This is a genomic window from Paenibacillus aceris (assembly GCF_017874035.1).
GTDB lineage: Bacteria > Bacillota > Bacilli > Paenibacillales > NBRC-103111 > Paenibacillus_E > Paenibacillus_E aceris.
In genome coordinates, this window is the sequence record NZ_JAGGKV010000002.1 from 57967 (window position 1) to 81479 (window position 23513).

At 48.1% G+C, this 23513-nt stretch carries 21 protein-coding genes; 6 read left to right on the forward strand and 15 right to left on the reverse strand.

Features of this window, described 5'->3' with window-relative positions:
- Positions 1–49: 49 nt before the first annotated feature.
- Entirely contained in the window at positions 50–334 is a 285-nt protein-coding gene (locus J2Z65_RS04430) for a hypothetical protein (protein ID WP_167054238.1), read from the reverse strand.
- 157 nt (positions 335–491) lie between these two features.
- On the opposite strand from J2Z65_RS04430, the gene J2Z65_RS04435 reads away from it, so the two are divergent.
- Positions 492–1658: a M20 family metallopeptidase gene (locus J2Z65_RS04435; RefSeq protein WP_167054236.1), complete on the forward strand. Its 1167-nt coding sequence runs from the start codon at positions 492–494 to the stop codon at positions 1656–1658.
- 84 nt (positions 1659–1742) lie between these two features.
- Here J2Z65_RS04435 and J2Z65_RS04440 read toward each other — a convergent pair whose 3' ends face one another.
- The 3 genes from J2Z65_RS04440 to ytxJ all read right to left on the reverse strand — a co-directional run bounded on the left by J2Z65_RS04440 (position 1743) and on the right by ytxJ (position 4531).
- Positions 1743–3053 carry an MFS transporter gene (locus J2Z65_RS04440; RefSeq protein ID WP_167054234.1) on the reverse strand — a complete coding sequence of 437 codons (1311 nt, stop codon included), beginning with the start codon at positions 3051–3053 and terminating at the stop codon, positions 1743–1745.
- A 71-nt stretch (positions 3054–3124) separates the two neighbouring features.
- A complete protein-coding gene (locus tag J2Z65_RS04445) occupies positions 3125–4006 on the reverse strand; it encodes a DMT family transporter (RefSeq protein WP_167054232.1) in 882 nt (293 codons plus the stop codon).
- A gap of 183 nt (positions 4007–4189) precedes the next feature.
- Positions 4190–4531 carry a bacillithiol system redox-active protein YtxJ gene (gene ytxJ, locus J2Z65_RS04450; protein WP_167054230.1) on the reverse strand — a complete coding sequence of 114 codons (342 nt, stop codon included), beginning with the start codon at positions 4529–4531 and terminating at the stop codon, positions 4190–4192.
- A gap of 138 nt (positions 4532–4669) precedes the next feature.
- On the opposite strand from ytxJ, the gene J2Z65_RS04455 reads away from it, so the two are divergent.
- A complete protein-coding gene (locus J2Z65_RS04455; RefSeq protein ID WP_167054228.1) occupies positions 4670–5539 on the forward strand; it encodes a metallophosphoesterase in 870 nt (289 codons plus the stop codon).
- A gap of 30 nt (positions 5540–5569) precedes the next feature.
- Here J2Z65_RS04455 and J2Z65_RS04460 read toward each other — a convergent pair whose 3' ends face one another.
- The 7 genes from J2Z65_RS04460 to J2Z65_RS04490 all read right to left on the reverse strand — a co-directional run bounded on the left by J2Z65_RS04460 (position 5570) and on the right by J2Z65_RS04490 (position 17230).
- The gene (locus tag J2Z65_RS04460; protein WP_167054226.1) at positions 5570–7168 is read right to left on the reverse strand and encodes a PucR family transcriptional regulator; all 1599 of its coding nucleotides are present in this window, start codon (positions 7166–7168) and stop codon (positions 5570–5572) included.
- A gap of 195 nt (positions 7169–7363) precedes the next feature.
- Positions 7364–7780 (reverse strand): PaaI family thioesterase, encoded by a 417-nt coding sequence (locus J2Z65_RS04465; protein WP_167054224.1) that lies wholly within the window; start codon positions 7778–7780, stop codon positions 7364–7366.
- Positions 7781–7843: 63 nt separating this feature from the next.
- Positions 7844–9514: a long-chain-fatty-acid--CoA ligase gene (locus tag J2Z65_RS04470; protein ID WP_167054222.1), complete on the reverse strand. Its 1671-nt coding sequence runs from the start codon at positions 9512–9514 to the stop codon at positions 7844–7846.
- Between the two features lie 36 nt (positions 9515–9550).
- Positions 9551–11323: an acyl-CoA dehydrogenase family protein gene (locus tag J2Z65_RS04475; protein ID WP_167054220.1), complete on the reverse strand. Its 1773-nt coding sequence runs from the start codon at positions 11321–11323 to the stop codon at positions 9551–9553.
- 198 nt (positions 11324–11521) lie between these two features.
- Positions 11522–12703, reverse strand: coding sequence for an acetyl-CoA C-acyltransferase (locus J2Z65_RS04480; RefSeq protein WP_167054218.1), 1182 nt, complete (start codon positions 12701–12703; stop codon positions 11522–11524).
- Between the two features lie 62 nt (positions 12704–12765).
- On the reverse strand, positions 12766–15159 hold the full coding sequence (locus J2Z65_RS04485; protein ID WP_167054215.1) for a 3-hydroxyacyl-CoA dehydrogenase/enoyl-CoA hydratase family protein: 2394 nt from the start codon (positions 15157–15159) through the stop codon (positions 12766–12768).
- Between the two features lie 37 nt (positions 15160–15196).
- Entirely contained in the window at positions 15197–17230 is a 2034-nt protein-coding gene (locus tag J2Z65_RS04490; protein ID WP_167054213.1) for a (Fe-S)-binding protein, read from the reverse strand.
- 247 nt (positions 17231–17477) lie between these two features.
- Between J2Z65_RS04490 and J2Z65_RS04495 the strand changes: the two genes are divergently transcribed.
- The 4 genes from J2Z65_RS04495 (at position 17478) to J2Z65_RS04510 (ending at position 20650) form a co-directional block, all read left to right on the forward strand.
- Positions 17478–18065, forward strand: a complete 588-nt coding sequence (locus J2Z65_RS04495; RefSeq protein ID WP_167054211.1) for a fatty acid metabolism transcriptional regulator FadR — start codon at positions 17478–17480, stop codon at positions 18063–18065.
- A gap of 39 nt (positions 18066–18104) precedes the next feature.
- Positions 18105–18869, forward strand: coding sequence for an electron transfer flavoprotein subunit beta/FixA family protein (locus J2Z65_RS04500; RefSeq protein ID WP_209855763.1), 765 nt, complete (start codon positions 18105–18107; stop codon positions 18867–18869).
- Positions 18870–18888: 19 nt separating this feature from the next.
- On the forward strand, positions 18889–19875 hold the full coding sequence (locus J2Z65_RS04505; RefSeq protein WP_167054209.1) for an electron transfer flavoprotein subunit alpha/FixB family protein: 987 nt from the start codon (positions 18889–18891) through the stop codon (positions 19873–19875).
- Positions 19876–20224: 349 nt separating this feature from the next.
- Complete coding sequence (locus J2Z65_RS04510; protein WP_167054206.1) at positions 20225–20650, forward strand: ester cyclase; 426 nt, start codon at positions 20225–20227, stop codon at positions 20648–20650.
- Positions 20651–20762: 112 nt separating this feature from the next.
- Here the strand turns inward: J2Z65_RS04510 and J2Z65_RS04515 are convergent, their stop codons facing one another.
- The 4 genes from J2Z65_RS04515 to J2Z65_RS04530 form a co-directional block, all read right to left on the reverse strand.
- Positions 20763–21716, reverse strand: a complete 954-nt coding sequence (locus tag J2Z65_RS04515) for an alpha/beta fold hydrolase (protein WP_167054204.1) — start codon at positions 21714–21716, stop codon at positions 20763–20765.
- 127 nt (positions 21717–21843) lie between these two features.
- Positions 21844–22053 (reverse strand): YezD family protein, encoded by a 210-nt coding sequence (locus J2Z65_RS04520; RefSeq protein ID WP_167054202.1) that lies wholly within the window; start codon positions 22051–22053, stop codon positions 21844–21846.
- Positions 22054–22074: 21 nt separating this feature from the next.
- On the reverse strand, positions 22075–22905 hold the full coding sequence (locus J2Z65_RS04525; RefSeq protein WP_167054199.1) for an alpha/beta hydrolase family protein: 831 nt from the start codon (positions 22903–22905) through the stop codon (positions 22075–22077).
- A 183-nt stretch (positions 22906–23088) separates the two neighbouring features.
- Positions 23089–23511 carry a DUF4395 domain-containing protein gene (locus J2Z65_RS04530; RefSeq protein ID WP_209855766.1) on the reverse strand — a complete coding sequence of 141 codons (423 nt, stop codon included), beginning with the start codon at positions 23509–23511 and terminating at the stop codon, positions 23089–23091.
- Between the last annotated feature and the right edge of the window lie 2 nt (positions 23512–23513).

Genomic DNA, 23513 nt, shown 5'->3' on the forward strand with positions numbered 1-23513 from the left:
AGCGCCCAGTTTGGGAAGGGACACTCACACTAGTTGCGCGGCAAGTTTTTTATACGTTTACATGCTCCTGAACAAAATTTTCGATTTGAGCTTTTTCCGCATACGTAAATTGAAATTCACAATCGCATCCCTCGTCATGTAGCACAATTTGAACAATGTCCCCTTGCAAATTACATATCACAAGAATCGATGGATCGGTAAGTTCCTCCGGAAACGCCTCACCGGCCTCGAGATGCATCCTTAAGTAAATATCTCGCCATTGTCCGCGTACCTCAGATTCAATAAAGGATAATGTGAATTTGTGCTCCATGTGCTCGGCTCCATACTTCATCATCTAACAATTCCCCCATTCCTATATTTTCTCAGTATGCTGCTCGCTAACCAAGTGAACTTTCGTCCACTCATTGTAACTCAGCACGCCTTAAAGTGGTAGTTTGACCGCCTTTATACTACAATAAAAGAAGTATCATGATAAAGGAGCCTTTCCACTTATGAAATCCACTATTACACAAACCATTGACAACAACGCGGACAGATTCAAAGCGATTTCCAGCTTTATCGGAGCGAACCCGGAGCTGGGACATGAAGAGTTTCAAGCTTCCTCGCGCTTAACGGAGGAACTGGAATACCACGGCTTCCAAGTTGAGCGCGGCGCGTTAAATATTCCAACTGCTTTTATCGCGACATTCGATTCCGGCAAAGCAGGACCAGTCGTTGGCTTCCTAGCTGAATATGACGCTTTGCCTGAGCTAGGTCATGCCTGTGGACATCACTTGATTTGTATGATGAGCATCGGCGCAGCCATCGGGCTTAAATCTGTAATTGCAGAAACCGGCGGCAGCATACGCGTTTATGGGACTCCGGCCGAGGAAACCAAGGGTGCCAAAGTGCCTATGGCCGAAGCAGGACTCTTCCGCCACGTAGATATTGCCTTAATGGCGCATCCTTATTACACGTATGAAAAATCAGGTGAATCCCTGGCTATGGATGCCATCCAGTATGAGTTTTTCGGCCGTTCCGCTCATGCCGCCGCACAACCGTATGAAGGCATTAACGCGCTGGATGCAGTTCTCCAGCTGTTCAATTCCGTCAACGCGATGCGCCAACAAACCAAGTCGGACGCGCGTATTCATGGCATTATCAGCGAGGGCGGCAAAGCCCCGAATATTATCCCAGACTACGCCGTCGCTCAGTTTTACGTCCGTTCAGCAACTCGTAAGTACACGGATGAACTCGTCCAGAAAGTGCTCCACTGCGCGGAGGGCGCTGCTTTACAAACAGGCTGTACGCTCAAAACATCCTTCTACGAGTATTCGTACGACGAGCTTCGGACCAACGAAACCTTGTCTCAAGTTTTCACGGATCAGCTGGGCGAGATGGGCATTGACCCGCAAGACATTGAAATCGGCAAAGACCACGGCTCGCTTGATTTGGGCAACGTTTCGATTCAATGTCCAACGATTCATCCCTTCGTCAAAGTTGTTGGCGAGAAACACATGCTGCACACCAAGGAATTTCGGGATCTTGCACTTCAAGGACCTGCGCTGGACGCCATGATTTTCACAGCCAAAGCGCTTGCTTACACCGCTTATGAAGTAATAAGCAGCCCAGAGCTGCTGCAGAGAATCAAAGCGGAGTTTGCTGCCGCGAAGAAATAATATAGAACAAGGGGTTGTCACAAAAGGACTTGTAAGTCCTGAGGGACAGCCCCTTGATTTACACATTGAAAGCCATTTTCGAATTTATACCGTAACGCTTGCAGGCGAACCTGTAGCTTTCGAAGCTTTATGGCTCATCTCAGCTTTCACTTTGCGCTCCTCCAGCTGGGCGAGGATGGCGTAAAACATGACCATACCGACAATCCCGCTAAGACCGATAAGCGACGCCATCATCCAAGATGGAACCCAACCCCCAAGGATCACGCCAATACCGCCAAGCAGTGTAGCCCCTTTGTACACCATTCCATATAAAGCCATATACGAGCTTCTTGCATGATCAGGAGCAATGTTGCCCAGATACGCTTGCTTAATAGGCACATAGACAAGCTCGCCAACCGTCGCAATGAACATCGACAGAAGAAGCAACCATGGCTGGTTACTGTAAGCTAAATAGCTATAGCCTATAATATAACAAGCATAGCCGACAAACAGCGCTTTGCTATCTGAAAACCGCCGCATTAACATCCCCATAAAAACGGAAAGAACAACAACAAGAACTGTATTTTCGGTACGTATAAACCCTAACATTTTGAGCCCGTCTACTGTCCAAGATGACTCCATCCATGGGATGAACGGGGCAGCCACCATTTCTTTCTCCAGTCTGACGCCGACATAATTACCCAGATGAAATTCAACAGAAACAAGAAGCAAGGAGGCGAGCGTGAAAATCATAAACGTCTTGTCGCGCAGCACCATCTGGTAATTGGACCACATCGACATCTTCCCCTCACGATGCCCGCTTTCCTCGCAATCAGGCTGTGGCTGATAAACCTCATCAATAAAGAAATAAGTGATAACTAACGTGATCAAGCCAATGAACGATAAGCCAATAAACAGTTCAAACAAGTACGACTTGAATAGAAAAGCCCCCGCTATACCTGCAATTGCAAAAGATAAATTGTTCATCCAGTACATGATGGCATACATGAATTTACGAATATCGGGAGCAGTAACATCGAGCAGCATCGCATCATTCGCAGGACCGTGAATCCCCCAGAACATACTAACGAAAATCATAAGTACAAATGTCAACCAAGGCGACGAAAACCACGGCGAGTTGGACAAGGCCATGCCCATAAAACATATCATCCACCCTATTTCTGCCGTTAGCATCAGCTTCTTACGCCCTATCCGGTCTGCATAGTAGCCGCCAACAAAACCTGCGACAACGCCGGCCAGAATGCCAAGAATGACAACAAGCCCAGCGCTTGTATCGCCTAATTTTCCGGAAAAATAAATCGACATAAAAGGTAGAACCATATTGTTGGCAGTACCGGATAGAAAGGAAAGCCCGATTCTTAATTTGACATTACGGTGAAAATCACGAAATCTCACGTTATCCCTCCAAAGAGAAGCCCTGCTGCAAACCCCCATATTTTACCTTTGTTCAATTAAAGCGCAAAAAATTAATCTTTCTCGTTACTTCGCAAGAACAAGCCGACTCCCACTAACAAAAGACATCCTGCCATAAGCTGGATCGTAGTAATCTTTTCGCCTAATAAAAAATAAGCCAACAAAGACGCGCCCAGCGGCTCACCCAGGACAGTCATCGAAACGGACGATGCTTTCATATACTTGAGCAGCCAATTAAAGACATAGTGACCGAAAACGGTAGGGACGATGGCGAGAAGCAAGAAAACGCCCCATTCCTTAGCGGGATAGGCTGTGAATGAGGTGCCCGTGGCAACGTTGGTGACGGCAAGCACGAGTCCTGCGAACAGGAAGACGAAGAAGCTGTACACGAAAGCGGAGATTCGCTCTCTCAAGCTTTTGCCCCAAAGCATATGGAGCGCAACCGCAACCGTTCCGATGAGGGATAAAAAGTCCCCTTTCAACGCTGCGCCAGAGAATTGAAAATCTCCCCATCCGATACAAATGGCGCCTATAATCGCTACGCACATTGCGAGGAAAGCCTCACGGCTCGTCCGCTGTCCATAAAGCAGAAACGCCCCAAACAGGACAAAGATCGGTTCCAAAGTCAGAATCGCTGTCGAACTTGCAACCGTAGTAAAACGAAGAGAATCCATCCAAAATAAGAAATGCAGGCCAAGTGCGATACCCGACGCCGCAGTTCGCAGCCAGTCTCTTAGACGAATTCTAGTAATCTCGTTCCGATAATTCCATAGAAAAGGAAGCATTAGTGCATTCGTCATCAGCAGCCGGTACATGGCAGTGATTGAGGCTGGCGCATCAGACCATCTCACAAAAATAGCCGAGAACGAGATCGCGATAATGCCAATCAACAAATACACAGGAATCGGAACTTTGGTCTTATTCATTGCATTCATCTTGCAAAACTCCTTACTAAGTAGATACCTTGTTGTTGCCAAATAATTATATAGGAGGATGCCAGGAAAGCCAATCTTTTTTAGACATTGTTCAATTATTGCGAACATACTAAAAAGCCCTTCAGGTCCGCCTAAATTCGCATAGGCAGCCACCAAAGGGCTTTCGAATCATTCGTTGCGCTATTAGTCCAGAACAGCCGTAATATGCTTGGTTGTTACAGACCAGTGAGAGGTGTTCCAAATGGATTCTTTATTTTTAAAATAAAGAATTTGCGGCGATGCGTGTTTGATTGCTAGATCCTCCGCAATTTGGTTCGAAACCGGACGGGATTCGATCACTTTCACTAAGTAATAATCGACATCATTGTTCGGTTTTCCTGATAAATACTCTTCGTATTCTTCAAGCGCGCTAGCGCTTACCGGACATGTAGTGCTGTGCTTCAGAACGACAGTCGGTTTATCGGCGGAGCGATCGAGAACTTCCTGCCATTGTTCAACGGTTGTGAGCTCTTTCCATACTGACATCTAAACATCTCCCTTCCCATTACATTAAAATTATTATAAAGTAACGAATCAGCTTATGCAACTCGCACAATTCGCAAACCTGGCTTCCCTCTTGGTATAATCAATGTAACATCCGACAGAAAGGAATGGGAAGATATTATGCAACCACCACCCCCGATATCACGACGAAATTTTCTTAAAAAGGGCGCTGTGCTTGCTGGCTCTCTTTTGGCTGCCGGAGGTCTAGTTGGCAGTTATTCCAGCTACATAGAACCAAAATGGTACGATTTCACACGAATAACCCTTTCATTTGAACGACTCCCCAATAGTTTCCACGGTCTTAAACTAGTGCAGTTCAGCGACTTACATATCGGGCATCATTTTAATCTTCAGGATTTAGAGCATATCGTGACCCTGATTAATAAAGAAAAACCAGATATCCTGACCTTCACGGGCGATTTATTCGATGCCCAAATTACAGAAGACCCCGCGTTAACGAGTAAACTGCTAGCGAGCCTTGAAGCGCCTTTAGGCAAATGGGCCGTACTCGGAAACCATGATAAATGGGTTGATACGAACCAAACATTGCCGATCCTCCAAGAAGGCGGCTTTCAAACGCTGCTTAACGCCTTTAACAAGATCGCCTATAAAGGACAGTCCATTCAGATTGCAGGGGTTGAAGATAAGCTTACTGGCAAGCCCGATATCACGAAAACTCTCCATGGCGCCAATGCTCAAATGTTTACGCTACTTCTCTCTCATTGTCCGGATTTCGCTAATGAGGCGGCCGCTTTCCCCATTGATTTGCAATTATCAGGGCATTCACACGGGGGACAAGTCCGTTTGCCTGTTGTAGGCGCCCTCTTTACCCCGCTTCAAGGCAAAAATTACGTGATGGGGCTTTATGAAGTGCCCAACTCTAAACTGCTTGTATACACGAATCGCGGCATCGGCACAACATTCCTCCCCTTCCGTTTCCTATGCAGACCCGAAATTACAGTCATCACGCTTGAAAAAAGAAAACCCTGAGCGCTTGCGCAGCGCCACAGGGTTCACGCATTATTGTCTGACATGCAAAAACTGACGGAATAAGAAAACGGCTTTCAACTTCAACAAATCATTAACTTTTTTGAAATCCACTTGCAAAAGATCGCTGATCTTTTCTAAACGGTAAGTCACTGTATTTCTATGAATAAATAATTGCTTCGCCGCCTCGCTGACTTGACCGTCGTTGCGGATAAACACTTCTAAAGTTCGAATCATTTCTTGCGAGTATTCGGCATCCTTTTCCAAGAGCGGACGCAATACTTTGGCGCAATAATCTTCCATCATATTCACAGACATATGCTGGAAAAGATGCGCGAACTCTATCGTTTCGTAGTGGACCACACGATCAGGTAACTCTAGCTTGTGCGCCATTCGCTGTGTCTCCACACATTCCATGTAGGCTTCTCTCAAAGCTGTTGGCCTTACCTTCATTGCGCTGGTATAGAAGGCGATCTCCCCAGCCTCCTCTCTGCATGCGGAATCCCCTGCATATTTGATCAATAGCTGGGACAGCTCTTCTTCAGGGAAATGATCTGCTTGATTCGCAGAGTAAATAGAGAACATCATATCCTTGAGTATGAAGTGGTTTGCACGCAAAAGCGTAGATTTAGGATGAAGCTCCATATACTGTTTGAGACGCTTAATCATCCCTTGACGTTGTTCATCCGTTTGGCTTTCAGGCTTGCTTTTACTAATCACGCATTGGTAAGCGCCCGTAAAGAGTGTTAAGCTTCTGCCTTCCGCCTGCTCCAAGAGTTCCTCGAGCGACGTCCCCTTTTCCAGATACCTCAGCAGCGTGTTTTGCATCTCCCGTTCGGCCGAAGCCTCCACATGCGACCGGAAGGTATAGCTCATATGAAAGGTTAGGATGTCCGCAGCTTGTTGGAACAACCCTTCTTCGACATTGGCAAGAAGAACCGCATCGGGCATAATGAGCAAATGTCCCAGGAGTTCATCGTCCTGTTGGAAGAGTCCTACCCGGTATGCGCGATCCTTATTTGCATATACCCAGCCAGACTTTCTCTTGGGCCAATTCGGTGCCAATTGCTCTTGCGTCCAAGCACTAGTATTATATAAAATTTGCCCTCTGGCAGAAACCACAGCCATCGGATAACCAAGGATATTGCTTAGCAATTGGAACATAGAAGCCATATTGTCTTGTTTCAAACCGAACTGCATAAGCTTTGTCTGCTTTTCCAGTACGGATTGCAGCAGCTTCGTGTTGCGGCGGTATTCGGCATTGAATAAAGCGTTCATCTGATCGGAGAATGTAAATTGGAACGGCATCTCAATAATCGGAAAATGCAGCCGATCCGCTTCCTCTACAACAACCTGTGGAAGTTCCGTCCAAAAGCGTCCCAACTTGATACCTAACCCGGCAGCGCCACGATCATTTAATTTGCGCAATAAATTGACCGTCTCCTGCGGGCTATCCTTCATGGCGAAAGCGGTGGTGAAGAGCATCTCGCCGGATTTCGTCCAATCCGCAATATCTGGCGCGTCCATAACATTGACAGATTTAACGATGCGGGATTCCCCTTGCTTGCCAGCTACAAGCTTCGCTTCCGTTAATGGATAAATGGATAATGCTTCACGAATGGTAAGATGCATCGTGCTTCCCCCCTTATGCCTTTTTACAAAATTATAGGATGACATCACCAAACAGTCAATGGATTTATGTTAAGTTATATAACATCGGTTAAATAATTATGAACATTTTATGTCGAAATCGATATTTTGTGTTAGATTTTATAACACCACCATGAAAAAGAGACATGCTCGCACATGTCCCCCAACATATACAACCTATATAACGCGGAAAGTTCCAGTCCCCATCGTCCCTAAATTTCCATCACGGTCCATCACTCTTCCTTGTGCCGTAATCATTTTACGGGACTGATGAATAAGCTCAGCCGTAACGGTCAATCTCCCCTCATAGAGCGGAGCGACAAAATGAACGTTCAAATTCGTTGTCACAACCTTATCCTCCGGTCTCGCTGTCATAATAACAATGCCCATGGCATTGTCGAGCAAAGAGGAAAGAACACCGCCGTGAACAATCCCGATCGGGTTTAAATGATGGGACTTTGCCTCCAAGGCAATTGTAACTATCCCATCTTTCATCGCTACGAATTCACAGCCAAGAAATCCCCAAAACGTAGGCTCGGCTGCAGCCGCCAACTGCTGCAACCTCCTATTCACACGCTCGTGAGTATCATTCATAGGATCCCCCTCCACTCTCCTTGTAAAGGGCTAACCCTTATGAGAACGAACAAGAAGAGACAGTTAAGTTTTTTTCTCTTCTTCCAGTAATTGCCTGCGCAGCACTTTTCCAATCATTGTTTTCGGCAAAGATTGACGGAATTCCACTTTACGGGGCACTTTAAATGCAGCTAAACGCTCTCGGCACCAGAGCTCAAGCTCCTTTTCCGTTAACGTCATTCCCGGTTTCAGCACGACAAATGCTTTCACGGTCTCCCCCCGGTATTCATCAGGAACACCGGCAACGGTCGCCTCCAATATGGCAGGATGCTCAAAGAGCACCTCCTCGATTTCACGAGGATAAATATTGAAGCCACCGGCAATAATTAAATCCTTCTTACGGTCAACAATGGAAAAGAAACCTTCCTCATCCATGCGCCCCATATCCCCCGTATAGAGCCAACCTTCCCTTATGGTCATGGCGGTTTCATGTTCACGCTGCCAATACCCTTTCATCACCTGCGGACCTTTGATCAACAATTCACCAATTTCACCGATCGGCAATTCTTCGCCCGAATTCACGTCGACAACTTTGGCTGACGTATCCGGTAAAGGGATTCCGATCGATCCAATCTTCCGATAGCCCCAAATGGGGTTGGCATGAGTAACCGGGGAAGTTTCCGTTAACCCGTAGCCTTCAATTAATTTACCGCCAGTTAACTCTTCAAATCGCTCCTGAACTTCTAACGGCAATGGAGCTGAACCGCTTACACAAACATTAATGGAAGAAATATCAACTTCTTTTACACGTTTATGATTAATAATAGCAATATACATTGTCGGCGCGCCGGGGAAAATCGTAGGCTTCATCTTGTTAATCGTATCCAGAATCGTATCAATATCGAACTTCGGTATCAGGATTAACATCCCCGCCTGGAGCATGGCTTGATTCAGCAATACGGTCAAACCGAACACATGAAAACAAGGAATCGCCCCAAGGAATCGCTCGCCACCCTTTTCAATCCGATAGCACCAATTTGACGTCTGGTACGTGTTGGCGATCAGATTGGTATGAGTCAGCATGACCCCTTTCGAAATCCCTGTAGTCCCCCCAGTGTATTGCAGCAAAGCAATATCCGTATCTGCATCTACTTCTACGCAAACGGGTATCCTGGAGGTTTCCCGCAGCAATTTTTTAAATGCGTAAACACCCTCCCCATAGGCAACATCCAGCTTTGCTCCGTCTTTTTTCATTTTAATCGGATATAAGACATTTTTCGGAAAAGGCAAATAATCCTTGATCGACGTCACAATAATATGTCGAATCAGCGTCCTCGTTTTCGCCTTTTGCACACGGTCAAACAATAAATCCAACGTAACAATGACCTCTGCCCCAGAATCGGAGAGCTGGTGGACCAGCTCTCTCTCCATATAGAGCGGATTCGTCATGACGACGATCCCGCCAATCATGAGCGTACCGAAGTAGGCGATAATGGCGGATGGACAATTGGGCAGCATGATCGATACGCGATCCCCCTGGCACACACCTAGTTCCTTTAGAACATTTGCAAAACGATAAGACGCATCAAGTACCTCTCGGTAGCACAGCGTTTTACCCATGAAGTACAAAGCAGGTCGGTCCGGATACCGCTGTGCGGAATCTACCAACAATCGTGCAAGATTGTGCTTAGGGTACTCGTACGTCGGCGCCACTTCCTCCGGATAATGTCGCAGCCAAGGCTTTGTCTCACTCATACAAAACCATCCCCTTCAGGTTCTTCACACCGATGTCTATACGATGAATTTCTCACCCTGAATAACACGTGCGGCGATGTTACGCTTCAGCTGGGTCGTATTTACGGCGCTGCGTCTTGTCAGCTTTTTCAAAATCGATAATTGCGTCCGAAGAACATCTCCTTCTTCCATCGTACTGAGCGCTTCCTTCGCGTATGCCTCAATTTTGTCAAAAGCTTGATGTACGAATACCGTTGTCATTTGAATCGCATTTTTCGATTTGTCTTCCCCGGTTTTAGCGATCAGCTTTTGCGTACGAAGAAGTCCGCTTTCCCCTGCAAAAATCTGAATCATGATGTCGGCCAAATTGCTTAATACTTCCTGATTTTTTTCTAAAGCCATGCCGTACTTCTGCACAGCAAGCCCTCCGACCATAAGAAAAATCTTTTTCGCCATCGAAATGAGATGCGTCTCTTCCGCCAGCGTGCCTTCAAATGTTTGACCCGGGACGATCGACAACAGCTCGCCTTGCAGCGCTTGCGCCTTTTGCAGCAAAGGCAGTTCGCCCTTCATCGCTTTCTTGACTAACGTACCCGGGATGAGCAGCCGGTTGATTTCATTCGTCCCTTCGAAAATACGGTTGATCCGTGAATCACGATAAATACGCTCAACTTTATATTCTTGAATAAAGCCGTAGCCGCCATGAATTTGCAAGCCTTCATCCGCTACAAAATCCAAAACTTCCGATGCAAACACTTTGTTGATCGAGCATTCCAGCGCATACTCAGAAATCCCTTTCGCCGAATGTTTGCCGGCATCCAGACTTGTATGATCAATGTCTTTGAGAATGTCATCGAATAGGCCGGTTGTTCGATAAACCATGCTCTCTAACATGTATGTTTGGATATTCATTTCAGCCAGCTTCTTACCAATTAGCGGAAACTTCGAGATTGGCGTATTGAACTGTTGGCGGGTATTCGCATATTTGGATGCTAATTCAATCGTTTCCTTGGATGCGCCAAGACAGCCAGTAGCCAGCTTGTAACGACCGATGTTCAAAATATTAAATGCAATCAGGTGCCCTTTCCCAATTTCGCCAAGCAAATTCTCCACCGGTACCTTGACATCTTCGAAAAAGAGCGGACGCGTTGAGGAGCCTTTAATCCCCATCTTCTTCTCTTCCGGTCCTAACGTAAAGCCCGGGTCGCCTTTTTCCACAATAAACGCCGTGAAATCCGTTCCGTTGATTTTGGCGTAGACGATGAAAATATCGGCAAATCCGGCATTCGTAATATACAATTTGGAACCATTGAGCAGGTAATATTTCCCATTACTAGAGAGCCGCGCCGTCGTCTTTGCACCCAAAGCATCTGAACCTGATGTTGGCTCGGTCAAACAATAAGCCGCGATTTTTGCGCCTGTAGCGAGATCGGGCAAATACTTTTTCTTCTGCTCCGGTGTCCCGAAAAACACAATCGGCAGCGTGCCAATCCCGACATGCGCGCCAATCGAAAGAGCAAATGCAGACGCACGCGCCAGATTTTCACTAATGACCGTGGAACTCACCTTATCAAGCCCAAGACCGCCATAAATTTCCGGCACATCAGCACCAAGCAAACCAAGCTCCCCAGCGCTTCTCATCAGCTTAACCGTCAAATCATAATCGAGCTTCTCCAGATGCTCATCATTCGGCAGCACTTCGCCCGCTACGAATTCGCGCGTTGTCTCAGCAATCATGCGATGTTCCTCTGTAAAATCTTCCGGGGTCACGATATGGTTATAATCGATATCTGAAATGACAAAGCTGCCGCCTACGATTTTATCTGACATGGTTCATCTCTCCTCAGAATGAATTGGACAAGGGTTAATAAATGGATGCAGGAATGGATGGAATTACTCCCGTTATTTCAGCGGATATCCGCTGAAAATCTTATTTAAATGGAAAAACTCCCGCTAGATCAAATCGATCTGATCGTTTTAAGCGAATGGACAGCCAATAGCGGGAGGGTTTCCCGTTAGACGCTCATTTCAAGCGTACACTTGGAAGACGCCTGCAGCGCCCATCCCGCCCCCGATGCACATCGAGACTACGCCATAGCCGCCACCTCTGCGCTGCAGCTCATGGATTAAGGAAGTCGTCAGCTTCGCGCCGGTACAACCTAGCGGATGCCCTAGTGCAATCGCGCCGCCGTTCACATTCACCAACTCTTCATTCAAACCCAGCTCGCGAATAATATGCACGCACTGCGAAGCAAACGCTTCGTTGATTTCAAACAGATCCACCTGATCCTGAGTGATGCCCGCCATCTGCAAAGCCTTCGGAATCGCCTTCACCGGGCCGACACCCATGATCTCCGGCTCCACCCCGGAAAGCGCGAACGACTTGAACGTCGCCAGCGGCTTCAGCCCGAGCGCCTCCGCGCGCTCGCGGCTCATCAGCACGGCTGCCGCTGCGCCGTCCGACGTCTGTGACGCGTTGCCCGCCGTCACCGTACCGTTCAAGCTGAACGCAGGCTTCAGCTTGGCAAGCCCTTCCACGGATGTATCGGGGCGAACGCCCTCATCCGCTGCAAACACAAACGAACGCTCAAACGCTTTGCCGCGTTCGTCAATACCCTTCACGCTCGTAGCCACCGGCACGATCTCATCCACGAACTTGCCGGCGGCAATCGCCGCCGCCGCCCGCTTATGGCTCCGCGTTGCGAAGCCATCCTGCGCTTCGCGGGAGATGCCGAAGCGCTGCGCCACAGCTTCGGCAGTATGCCCCATGCCCATGTACACCTCGGGCATGGTCTCGACCAGCCCCGGATGCGGCGAGAGCTTGAAGCCCGTCATCGGGACGTGGCTCATGCTCTCTACGCCTCCGGCGATGATCACCTCCGCGTGGCCCAGCATTATGCGCTCCGCCGCATAAGCGATGGCCTGCAGCCCGGAGGAGCAGAAGCGATTGACCGTGATGGCCGGCACGGTCACCGGAAAGCCCGCATAGAGCGCCATCGTGCGGGCGAAGTTGAGCCCTTGCTCGCCCTCCGGCATCGCACAGCCGATGATGATGTCGTCGACATCACCTTTATCGAGGCCGGGAGCCCGCCGCACGGCTTCCTCCAACACCGCTTTGCCGAGATCCTCGGCTCTTGTTTGAGCGAAACTGCCTTTCTTTGCGCGACCGACGGCGGTACGCGTTATCGATACAATGACTGCTTCCTTCATCGTTTCTCACCTCAATCAGAGTAGTAAGGGCACTTCCACTTATTTGTGTTCGCAATCACCGCTTAGTTGCGCAGCGGTTTTCCTTTAGAAAGCATATACTGCATACGCTGCTGCGTTTTCAATTCTCCGCACAGACTCAGGAAAGCTTCCCGCTCCAGATCAAGCAAATATTGTTCAGTGACAAGCGTGCCAGCCGGCACCTTACCGCCAGCAAGCACATGCGCAAGCTTGTTAGCAATAAGGACATCGTGGTCGCTGATGTAGCCGCCCTGTTTCATCGAATACGCGCCCACCTGCATAACCGCTTTGCCGGTTTCGCCGACGACGCGGATTTTCTTTACCGCAGGAGGTGTGTACCCTGCCGCATCCATGCGAAGGACTGCTTGTTTCGCTTCATAAATCCGGTGATCAGGATTAATCACGACCGTATCTTGAGGACGCATGTATCCGAGCCTCTTCGTATCGTGACCGCTCGTCGATACCTTTGCCATGGCCACGGTTTCGAAGCTCGCGTTGATCCAAGGCTGTAGATCCACTTCAGGATCACGTACCAACGAGCTTGCCCTAAGCGCCAATTCCTTGCATCCGCCGCCGGCAGGAATTAAGCCAACACCAACCTCAACGAGTCCATAATACGTCTCCGAAGAGAAAATAATTTGATCCGCCGGCATACAAGCTTCAACGCCGCCGCCGAGCGTCATTTTATGAGGTGCGGCAACAACCGGTTTATCCAGGCTTTTGAGCTTCATCATAGAGTTCTGGAATAAGCGGATAATACCGTCAACTTCATCCCACTCGCCATCCTGCGCCTCCATGAGAAGCAGCATCAGGTTAGCGCCGACACAGAAGTTTTTGCCTTCATTGGCCACGACAAGTCCGCGGTAATTGCTGCGAACTTCATCCACAGACTGTTGAATCATGGTGAGAATATCTCCGCCTATGGCATTGTTCGGCGATTGAAACTCTAAGCACGCAACCCCGTCTCCGATATCGATCAAATTCGCGCCGCTGTTTGAACGAATCACTTTATTTTGCTGTTTTAAAGCAGCAAGTGAAATCATCTCCGGTCTTGCTTCAATTCCGCGATACTCATTCTTCAAATAATAAAAACTTTGCCCATCTTTATTCTTGTAGAAGCTATCATTCCCCGCAGCAATCCAAGCCTTAACCCACTCAGGTACCTCGCTGCCTTCCGCTTCCATTCGCTCCACAGAACGCTTAAGTCCTATCGCATCCCATGTCTCGAACGGGCCCAGATCCCAGTTAAAGCCCCATTTGAGCGCATTATCCATCTCTACGATGGAATCTGCGATTTCATCTAATTTTGCTGCGGAGTACAAAAGCACTGGCTTCAAAATGTTCCACGCCAGCTCAGAATAGCGATCTTTAGCTCCAAGCAATGCTTTGAGCTTTCCGCTCGTCCCTTTCGCCTGCTTCGCTGCCTCCAGAGAGGCCGAACTGATTTTTCGGCTTGCCGCATAGGCCATTGAGTTTAGATCCAAAGCTTGAATCTCTTTCCCAGCATCAGACTTAACTTTTTTATAAAAACCTTGGCCCATCTTCTCCCCGATCCAACCTTTTTCCACCATCGTTTTTAAAATCGCCGGCGTGTCGAAAACTTCCTTCTCACCAGGGTCATCCACAAGTCCAAACACGTTATTCGCCACATGCACAAAAGTATCCAGACCGACCAGATCCAATGTTCGGAACGTTGCGCTCTTCGGACGGCCCATAGCCGGACCTGTGACCGCGTCGACTTCCTCCACGGAATATCCGTTTGCCAGCATTTCGCGCAAAGTAACCAGAAGCCCATAGGTGCCGATCCGATTAGCAATAAAATTCGGCGTATCCTTTGCTTGCACGACCCCTTTCCCCAGCTTCTTCTCACAAAATTCGGTCATTAAAGATACAATCGCCGGGTCTGTGTGTTCACTTGGAATTACTTCCAAAAGCTTCATATAGCGAGGCGGATTAAAGAAATGAGTGCCTAAAAAATGCTTTTTGAATACATCGCTTGCCTGCTCGATCATCGCATGAATTGAAATGCCTGACGTGTTGGATGAAACGATTGTTCCGGGTTTCCAAACCTTTTCGATACGGCTAATTAACTGCTGCTTCGCCTGCAAATTTTCTACGATGACTTCAATAATCCAATCTACATTGCCAAGCTTCGCCAAATCATCTTCCAAGTTACCTGGCATAATTCGATCGATGAAGGCCTCACTGTAGAGGGGGGCTGGGTTTGTCTTTTTGAGCTTATCCATCGCGTTTACCGCTAACCGGTTCCTTACTTTCGGATGTTCCAACGTTAGTCCAGCGGATTCTTCTTGCGGAAGCAGTCCAGTCGGCACCATATCGAGCAATAACACGGGAATGCCTACATTTGCCAAATGGGCAGCAATACCGGAGCCCATCACACCGGAGCCGATAACGGCAGCAGTTCGAATCTTTGTCATATGGAAATATCCTCCTACATAAGATTTTCAGTCAGTCTTACGCTGTTCCAAATACAGACAAGGCTAGAATTTCAGCGATATCTCGCGCTTTAACCTGCTCCTCTACCTCCTTCAGCTTCGTACCATCCTCCACCATCGTTAAACAATAAGGGCAGGCTGAGGTGATCACCGTCGGCTTCACACTCAAAAGCTGCTCCGTGCGCGCTACATTAACGCGGGTGCCTGCGGTTTCTTCCATCCACATCATGCCGCCTCCGGCACCGCAGCACATGCTGTTCTCGCGGGAACGCGGTTGCTCCACCAATATGGCTCCTGGGATCGCGCGAAGAATGCTTCGCGGTTCCTCATACACCTCGTTGTAACGGCCCAAGTAGCATGAATCGTGATACGTGATGCGTTCTTGCACCTCATGTTTAGGATTCAGACGTCCTTCTTTCACCCAAGCATGGAGCAGCTCTGTGTGATGGAAAACAGCGGCTTCCAAGCCAAATTCCGGGTACTCATTTTTGAAAATATGGTATGTGTGCGGGCAGGTCGTTACGATTTTTCGAACCTTATACTTTTGAAAAGTCGCAATATTGTCGGCACACAGCTGCTGGAAAAGAAATTCATTTCCCATACGACGGGGGGTATCGCCGGAATTTTTCTCCTCATTACCCAAAATGGCAAAAGAGATACCAGCTTCATTCATCAGCTTCACAAATGCATGTGTAATTTTACGGCTGCGGTTATCATATGAGCCCATTGAGCCTAGGAAAAATAAAAATTCAAATTCGGGATTATCCTTCACCGTACGAACGTTCAGCTCATTATTCGGATCTACTTCTTTGACCCACTTCACACGGTCATTTCGACTGATTCCCCACGGATTTCCTTGTCGCTCAATGTTTTGCAGGGCACGCTGGCCATCATGCGGCATACTGCCTTGCGTCAGCACCAAATGTCTGCGCAGATCCACTATTTTGTCTACATGCTCATTGCCGACTGGACATTGATCCTCGCAGTTGCGGCAGGTTGTACACGCCCATAATTCCTCTTCCGTGATCACACCGCCGATAAGCTCCACCTCTAGCGGATTATGTTCACTGTGTGTGGCAAATGCGGCAGCAGGAACCCATGGGGATTTGGACGTGATGGCAGCGCCTTTCTCTGTCAAATGATCGCGAAGTTTCGTAATCAAGTGCATCGGTGAAAGCAGCTTGCCCGTCGTATTAGCTGGGCAAACATTCGTACAGCGCCCGCACTCCACACAAGAGTAGAAATCAAGCATCTGCTTTTGCGTAAAATCTTCTATTTTGCCGACTCCGAACGACTCCGCTTCTTCATCCTCTAAATTAAGCGATGCCAGCTTGCCGGTCGGCTCTGTCCGTCTGAGCAGTACATTGATAGGTGCCGTAATAATGTGAAAATGCTTCGATTGCGGAACATAGATCAGAAAAGACAGCAGGATCAGTAAATGCATCCACCAGCTCGCATAAAATCCTATGGTCGCCCCCGTATGCGAAAGACCGTTAAACATGGAAGCGAATATGGATGAGATGGGAGCAAAACCTGAGGCTTCGAGCCCTTCCCGCACCCGTTCAAAACCTCCACTGACCACGACGGACAGCATGAGGAAAAAGATGAAGAAAACAACAATGCTTGGCTTCCACCCGCGTTTTAAACGTTTGAGCTTCTCGATATATCGGCGGTAAGTCGCATACCCCATAGCCAGCAGAATCAGTGCTACCGTCACTTCCTGGATGAAGGTGAAATATTCGTAACCGGGAATCGGTAAACCGCGGCCGATTAATCCTTTTAGAATCAGATCAAGCGCCCCTAATTGTAAAATAAGGAAGCCATAGAAGATCACAATGTGCATAATGCCGCTTTTCCTATCCTTCAGGAGCTTCGTCTGGCCGAACACTTGAATGGCAAATTCCTTTAACCGCGCTTTCGTTTCCTGCTTCAAATTCACCGATTTTCCAAGCTGGATGTACAAATACCGGTGATAGACAACCCTTCCGAATAAGTACAACGCATAACCCGTAACCGCTAAAAATAATAAAAACTGAATGAGTGAACCGATCATAGAGGACCTCCTTGCATTGAAAAGATAGCGCTTACATCGATTGATCGTAAAAAAGCAAGTTCCATATTCCCCTATCTCCAGAGTTGAAAAATGCTTCGTTTCATGCTGTAAGCCGGCTAACTTTCTTACTTGCTTCTTAGGCTGAATAAGTCGTTGACAAGGCGTACTACGTATTTTATGATGAAATTATAAAAATGAATGAGTATTCATTCACCGATAACTGTATCTTAACACCGAGGTGATCTCCTTGACAAGTAGCAAAAAACCAGACAAGTATTACGCTATTCTCGAAGGCGCGCTAAAAGTATTTGCCGAGAACGGCTTTCACAAATCCCAAGTATCCCGGATTGCCAAGGAAGCCGGAGTGGCTGACGGAACCATCTATTTATATTTCAAAAAGAAGGAGGATATTTTGACAAGCTTGTTTCAAGAGAAATTAGGCGAGCTTGTTGAAAAGTTCAACACAGGCGTCACCGAACAGATGACAGCCAAAGAAGCCCTCTATAAGGTTTGTGAAATCCACTTCAGCGAGCTTGAGGGGAATGTCAATCTTGCTTTCCTTACCCAGATCGAGCTGCGACAAAGCGATTTGGAGCTGCGCAAAGAGATTGGCCTTGCCCTTAAGAGATATATTATCCTCATCGAAAATATATTAGAAAGAGGCAAACATGACGGGAGCTTCCACGCTGATTTTGATGTGAAACTCGTAAGGCTCCTCATCTTTGGAGGTATGGATGAAGTGGTGACCTCCTGGCTCATCTCCGGGCAAAAGTATTCCTTAACTGCTCAAGTCAGACCTACGATTAACTTTTTCATGAAAGGCATCGAGGCTTAAGGGTCTGTATTACATGTATATTCAGGAAGGAGCTTGGCTATGGACATTTTTGTATTATTGAAGCAAACGTTTGATACAGAGGAGAAGATCGTTCTGCAAGGGGGCAGCGTGCAAGAGGATGGCGTCAAATTCGTCATTAATCCTTACGACGAATATGCTGTCGAGCAAGCCATACAACTGCGGGATGAATTCGGGGGTAAAGTCACTTTGCTCTCCGTAGGTCCCGACCGGACAGCTGAAGCCCTCCGCACCGCACTCGCTATGGGAGCTGACGAAGCCATTCTCATCACCGATGAGCGTATACAAGGCGATGAATTCGAAGTTGCCGAAATCTTAGCGCACTACTTACGCGCTCAGTCCTTCGACCTTTTGCTAGGCGGAAATTTCTCTGTGGACAATGGTGCCGGGCAAGTTGCCATTCGCCTCGCCTCCCTTCTTGGTATACCGCATGCGGCATCCATAACGAAGCTCGAAATCTCTAGCGGCAAAGCGGTAGCCCACCGAGATGCTGAGGGGGATATTGAGGTCATTGAAGTTCCGCTACCTGCTCTCTTCACGGCACAGCAAGGCTTAAATGAGCCTCGTTACCCTTCATTGCCGGGCATTATGAAAGCAAAGAAAAAACCGTTCCAGCACTTAACGCTGGATGATATTGAGGGCATGAGCACCGTTTCTGCCAAGACGACTCGCATCGAACTGACGCTGCCGCCTGAACGTAAAGCCGGCCGTATTCTTAAAGGCGAAATTGCCCAGCAGGTGACTGAGCTTGTCCAAGCACTACGCAACGAATCCAAAGTGATTTAAGAAAGGGGAGGCTACCATCATGGCTAAAACATTTCTCGTTGTTGCCGAAGCTCGCGGAGGCAAGCTCCGTCAAGTATCTTTTGAAGCCTTGCGTGCTGCGCAGCTCTCCGCTGCGGAAGGTGATACGATACACGCCGTACTGATAGGCGGAAGTGGCTCGAAGGTACTTGCAGGCGAGCTCGCTGCGTATGGCGCAGAATCCATCTATGTCGTTGAAGATTCCGCACTTGAGAGCTATAGCTCGGAAGCCTATTCGAGCGCACTGCTTGAAGTGATTGCCGAGGCTTCGCCTAATGCGATCTACTTCGGCCACACGGCTGCCGGCAGGGATCTAGCGCCGCTGACAGCAGCAAAGCTTGGCGCCGGCCAGCTCTCGGATGTAACGGCGATCTCGCGCAGCGGTGATCGCGTGGAATTCACCCGGCCGCTTTATGCAGGCAAAGCGGTCGAGAAGAAAGCGTTTACCGACCCGGATGGCACGTGGGTCGTTACGATCAGACCGAACAACATCGCGCCGCAAGCGCCAGACGCTTCGCGTCAGGCTTCGGTCATCATCGATGTTGCTTACCCTGCCCCCTCCCTGCGCAGCATCATTCGGGAGGTGGTCAAAAAAACGTCCGGCGCCATCGACTTGGCGGAAGCCAAGATCGTCGTCTCCGGCGGACGTGGGGTGCGCAGCGCCGAAGGCTTCCAGCCGCTCGAAGAGCTGGCTGCCGTCTTAGGCGGCGCTGTGGGAGCATCCCGCGGAGCCTGCGACGCGGGCTACTGCGAATACGCGATGCAAATCGGCCAGACCGGCAAGGTCGTGACGCCGGAGATCTACATCGCGTGCGGCATTAGCGGCGCCATCCAGCACCTTGCGGGGATGAGCTCCTCGCGCGTCATCATCGCCATTAACAAGGATGCGGAGGCGCCGATCTTTAAAGTCGCCGACTATGGCATCGTCGGCGATCTGTTCGAGGTCGTGCCGCTGTTGACCGAGGAATTCCGGCAGCTGCTGAAGTAACTGTAAACATCTTCCTTAGGGAACTGTGATCCGTTATTTATACCGCAAACAGTCATTTCCTTGATCAGAGGGAACTATGATCCGCTAATTCGCCAATTTATGGAGGAACACAGCGTTTCAAGGGCTATCAAGACCCTGCAGTTCCCTTTGGATCCTTTTTATGTCTGTTTCGGCCTAAATAGCGCCCTCTAGTTCCCTTTTGCTTGTTGTATCTAATTCGGACGGGTCACCTCCTCCATACCACATAGTAGGAATCGCTTTACAATCGGATGAAGCCACTCTCACTTGTCATTCGTCCATTGTTCCAGTAAACTCATCGTATAGTTTAAGGAAGTTAGGAGTCATATCGATGTCAAAAACACCAACAGAGGTCGTCCAGGAGTTCTTCCATTACGTTCGTTCAGGTCTAAGGCCCGATGCCGCTCATGATTACATGGCCGAACAAGTGCTAGCTCATCAAATGACGGCAGAGAACGAAACAACTGTTTACCGTACACCTGCCAATTACGCTGATCATGTCAGAGAAATGATCGCCGCCTACGGTAATTTTACGTTGGAAGTTCAAGAGCTAATCGCTCAGAACGATCGCGTCTATGTGCGTTGGAAGCAATCCGGCACGCATATCGGTGAGGTGGATGGATTTGCCCCTACAGGCAAGACCATAATTGAGATTGCGAGTGCTGTTTATCGCGTCGAAAACGAACAAATCGTTGAATATTGGATTCAAATCGACCGTGAAGGCATCCGTTTGCAGCTTCAGCTGAACGTTAATTAGCACTGCTGCTTTTATACACTGGCATCAACTGAATAAGAGCCTCTAAAGGCTCTTATTTCATGTTTTCTCCTTATTGAGCTCAAACAGAAGTCTCCTTCATAGCCCCTTATCCTTAGAGATATCCTTCAACCTGCGTGTCCAGCCACGCCGCCAAATCATCCATTACTTCCTCACGGTTCACTTCGTTCAACATTTCATGCCGGCCTCCCGGATAAAGTTTGCTGCTGACGTTCCGGAGTCCATACGCCTCATACATCCGGATCAACCTGCGCACCCCTTTTCCGTGTCCGCCAACAGGATCTTCCTCTCCCGAAAAGATATATATCGGCAAATCGGCCGGTACACGCCGGACATGGTCAGGACGATGAATTTCCTTCAGTCCTCGGAAGAAATCCCTAAAAAAACCTGAGGTAAACACTACCCCGCAATAGGGATCATCCACGTATTTATCAACTTCCACCGGATCTGTGCTCAACCAGTCGAAAGACGTTCGATTAGGCGTGAATTTTTTATTATATGCACCAAAAGACAACGACGTCAGCAGTGAACTCCGATGATGGTCTCCCCGAATTGCCGCTTCGGCAGTTGCTAAAGCAATTCCAACATTTAGCGCAGCGCCCTCACTCCCATTGGATCCAGACAAAATGATACCTTGCACGTGTTCCGGAAATTGCATCAGGTAAGAACCCATGTAATGCTGTGTTAAGAAGGAACCCATACTATGTCCCATCACGAACAACGGCAAATGTTCCTGATACCGCTTTCGAATGTGCTGCGTAATCTGTCCCATGTTATCCACCATTTGCAGAAAGCTGTTCTTTCCAAATTTACCAACGGCATCCGGGGACCCTGCCGTTCGCCCATGCCCTAGATGATCGTTCGCATAGACGGCATAGCCTTTTTTCGTCAACACCTTAGCGAGCCTTTCATATCTTCCAGCTGTTTCAGCCATGCCGTGTGCAATCTGCACAATCCCTTTAATTGAAATTGCTTCCTCAGGAAGCCATTCATACACAAAGTGGTTGTTGTGTTGAAGATCCTGCCAAATAAAATGCTGCCGTCTCATAAGCGCCCCGCCCTCTCCCTCTCCGCTTCATTCATTTGCCTATATTCTCTTCAGTATACTGCGCTTTCGACATGAAAACAGCCCCTTTCCGTAGAAAGAAGGCTGATTATAAATATCCATATGATGGCTAGGCCTTGCTCGTTTGTTTAACTGATTTTACTGCTTGCAATGGGGACTGAGATTGTGCGGGACTGTCAAATCGTTTTCTCTCTGTTTTATCGATTTGAGCAATTTTCCCATCATGCACGACGATCTGTACCGATCCGTACTCCAACCCGTTTAACATTTGTTTAATTCGGTCCACCCAAATATCATCTAATTCCAATGGTTTCGCCATCACTTTTCCTCCGCTTCTTTATCAAATCGTCCAGTCGTTCCAATCGTTTTTCCGTTTCTGAATAAAGGATAGCCAATTACTTGTTTTCTCAAATAGTTCTTTGGTCGATCCGGATGTCGAATACGTATGATCCGCTTGAAAAACAAGATCAAGCTCGCATTGCCCTTCATTCCGCAGCCAAAACATTTTCTGATATAAAGGGGCATAGTCAACAGGGATAATCTCGTCGGCTGTTCCGTGAATGACGAGAACATCGCCATTAAATTTTCGCAGTTGTTCAAATGGCTGATGCTGTGCTAAAGAATCAAAGAAACGGCTCGTTAGTAAATAACCATGATGATCAATGGCTCCGCCAAACGAAAGTTTCTCATATTCACTCCTGCCAACTATCCGAACGATATCGTTATGCGGGTGAGCCACTGCTGACCAAAGTACAAGTGTTTTGACACGGGAATCTTTCGCTGCTGTCAATACGGCTGCTGCTCCTCCCAAACTATGTCCAACCAAGATCACACGGCTCAAATCTACGCAATCAATGGTTGTCGCATAATCAATGACTCTGCGCGTTTGTTCAATGAGAACATCCAGCCCGCCTGCACCATAATTTCCGGTACTTTCGCCGCAACCGCCATAATCAAATCGCAGTACCAAATATCCTTTGGAGCTAAACTCACGTGCTGCCTTCACAAACAGCCGATCCACGCCGATCCGGCTTCCGATGAAACCATGACAGATGATAATCAGCGGCCAACGCTGACAGTCGGCTTTCGCAGCTCCTGTTTGATTCGTCGGGTAATGCAGCGTTGCGGCCAATTCGATGTCGTCGCTTTGTATAGTGATAGCATGCTCCATGATGTTTACCCCCTTTCGTATAATTCCGATAAGATTAGTATGAATTAGGTATATACCAATATTAGCATCCACTTACGAGGGTGTCAATCCTGTTTTTAACATATTTTCGGTAAAAATAAGTTGATTCGAAAAGACCCTCACCAAAGTATCCCCAAGTGAGAGTCTTTCCATATTTGTCATTCATTAACCGCGCTTGAACCTCTGTCTATTTACAAACTGTTTGTACTGAAAGTAAATCGTGCATCCAACACAATAGCCAAGTAGTGCTGCGCCTGCTGCCAGAAGTAAAAATCCCGCAAACAGATACCCGGCGAAAGCCCAACCAATAGCAAAAGCAGCCAGAGAAAGGGATAAAAATAATACAGCCAAGGCGTTGTTAAACCTGGTCAGCTCTTGCGCTTGCGTTTCTACCGCTGTCTCCTTATGGGAAAAAATCTTAAATGCCACCACAAACACATTCCACTTCGCTCCACCTGCTAATCCAAGCACCTGAATGACCCAAAGTATAGCAACCAACCAAGGCCACTGAAACGCTAGCGCCAGTAGAACAAAAACAACAATGCCTGTTTGATTGGCCTTCACAAAGGAAATGGGGACTTCTCTCATCG

Bases quoted from the DNA above. Each gene is read 5' to 3' on its own strand.
- J2Z65_RS04430 (WP_167054238.1), bottom strand. From the start codon at position 334: ATGATGAAGTATGGAGCCGAGCACATGGAGCACAAATTCACATTATCC.
- J2Z65_RS04435 (WP_167054236.1), top strand. From the start codon at position 492: ATGAAATCCACTATTACACAAACCATTGACAACAACGCGGACAGATTC.
- J2Z65_RS04445 (WP_167054232.1), bottom strand. From the start codon at position 4,006: ATGAATGCAATGAATAAGACCAAAGTTCCGATTCCTGTGTATTTGTTG.
- ytxJ (WP_167054230.1), bottom strand. From the start codon at position 4,531: ATGTCAGTATGGAAAGAGCTCACAACCGTTGAACAATGGCAGGAAGTT.
- J2Z65_RS04455 (WP_167054228.1), top strand. From the start codon at position 4,670: ATGCAACCACCACCCCCGATATCACGACGAAATTTTCTTAAAAAGGGC.
- J2Z65_RS04460 (WP_167054226.1), bottom strand. From the start codon at position 7,168: ATGCATCTTACCATTCGTGAAGCATTATCCATTTATCCATTAACGGAA.
- J2Z65_RS04465 (WP_167054224.1), bottom strand. From the start codon at position 7,780: ATGAATGATACTCACGAGCGTGTGAATAGGAGGTTGCAGCAGTTGGCG.
- J2Z65_RS04470 (WP_167054222.1), bottom strand. From the start codon at position 9,514: ATGAGTGAGACAAAGCCTTGGCTGCGACATTATCCGGAGGAAGTGGCG.
- J2Z65_RS04475 (WP_167054220.1), bottom strand. From the start codon at position 11,323: ATGTCAGATAAAATCGTAGGCGGCAGCTTTGTCATTTCAGATATCGAT.
- J2Z65_RS04480 (WP_167054218.1), bottom strand. From the start codon at position 12,703: ATGAAGGAAGCAGTCATTGTATCGATAACGCGTACCGCCGTCGGTCGC.
- J2Z65_RS04485 (WP_167054215.1), bottom strand. From the start codon at position 15,159: ATGACAAAGATTCGAACTGCTGCCGTTATCGGCTCCGGTGTGATGGGC.
- J2Z65_RS04490 (WP_167054213.1), bottom strand. From the start codon at position 17,230: ATGATCGGTTCACTCATTCAGTTTTTATTATTTTTAGCGGTTACGGGT.
- J2Z65_RS04500 (WP_209855763.1), top strand. From the start codon at position 18,105: ATGGACATTTTTGTATTATTGAAGCAAACGTTTGATACAGAGGAGAAG.
- J2Z65_RS04505 (WP_167054209.1), top strand. From the start codon at position 18,889: ATGGCTAAAACATTTCTCGTTGTTGCCGAAGCTCGCGGAGGCAAGCTC.
- J2Z65_RS04510 (WP_167054206.1), top strand. From the start codon at position 20,225: ATGTCAAAAACACCAACAGAGGTCGTCCAGGAGTTCTTCCATTACGTT.
- J2Z65_RS04515 (WP_167054204.1), bottom strand. From the start codon at position 21,716: ATGAGACGGCAGCATTTTATTTGGCAGGATCTTCAACACAACAACCAC.
- J2Z65_RS04520 (WP_167054202.1), bottom strand. From the start codon at position 22,053: ATGGCGAAACCATTGGAATTAGATGATATTTGGGTGGACCGAATTAAA.
- J2Z65_RS04525 (WP_167054199.1), bottom strand. From the start codon at position 22,905: ATGGAGCATGCTATCACTATACAAAGCGACGACATCGAATTGGCCGCA.
- J2Z65_RS04530 (WP_209855766.1), bottom strand. From the start codon at position 23,511: ATGAGAGAAGTCCCCATTTCCTTTGTGAAGGCCAATCAAACAGGCATT.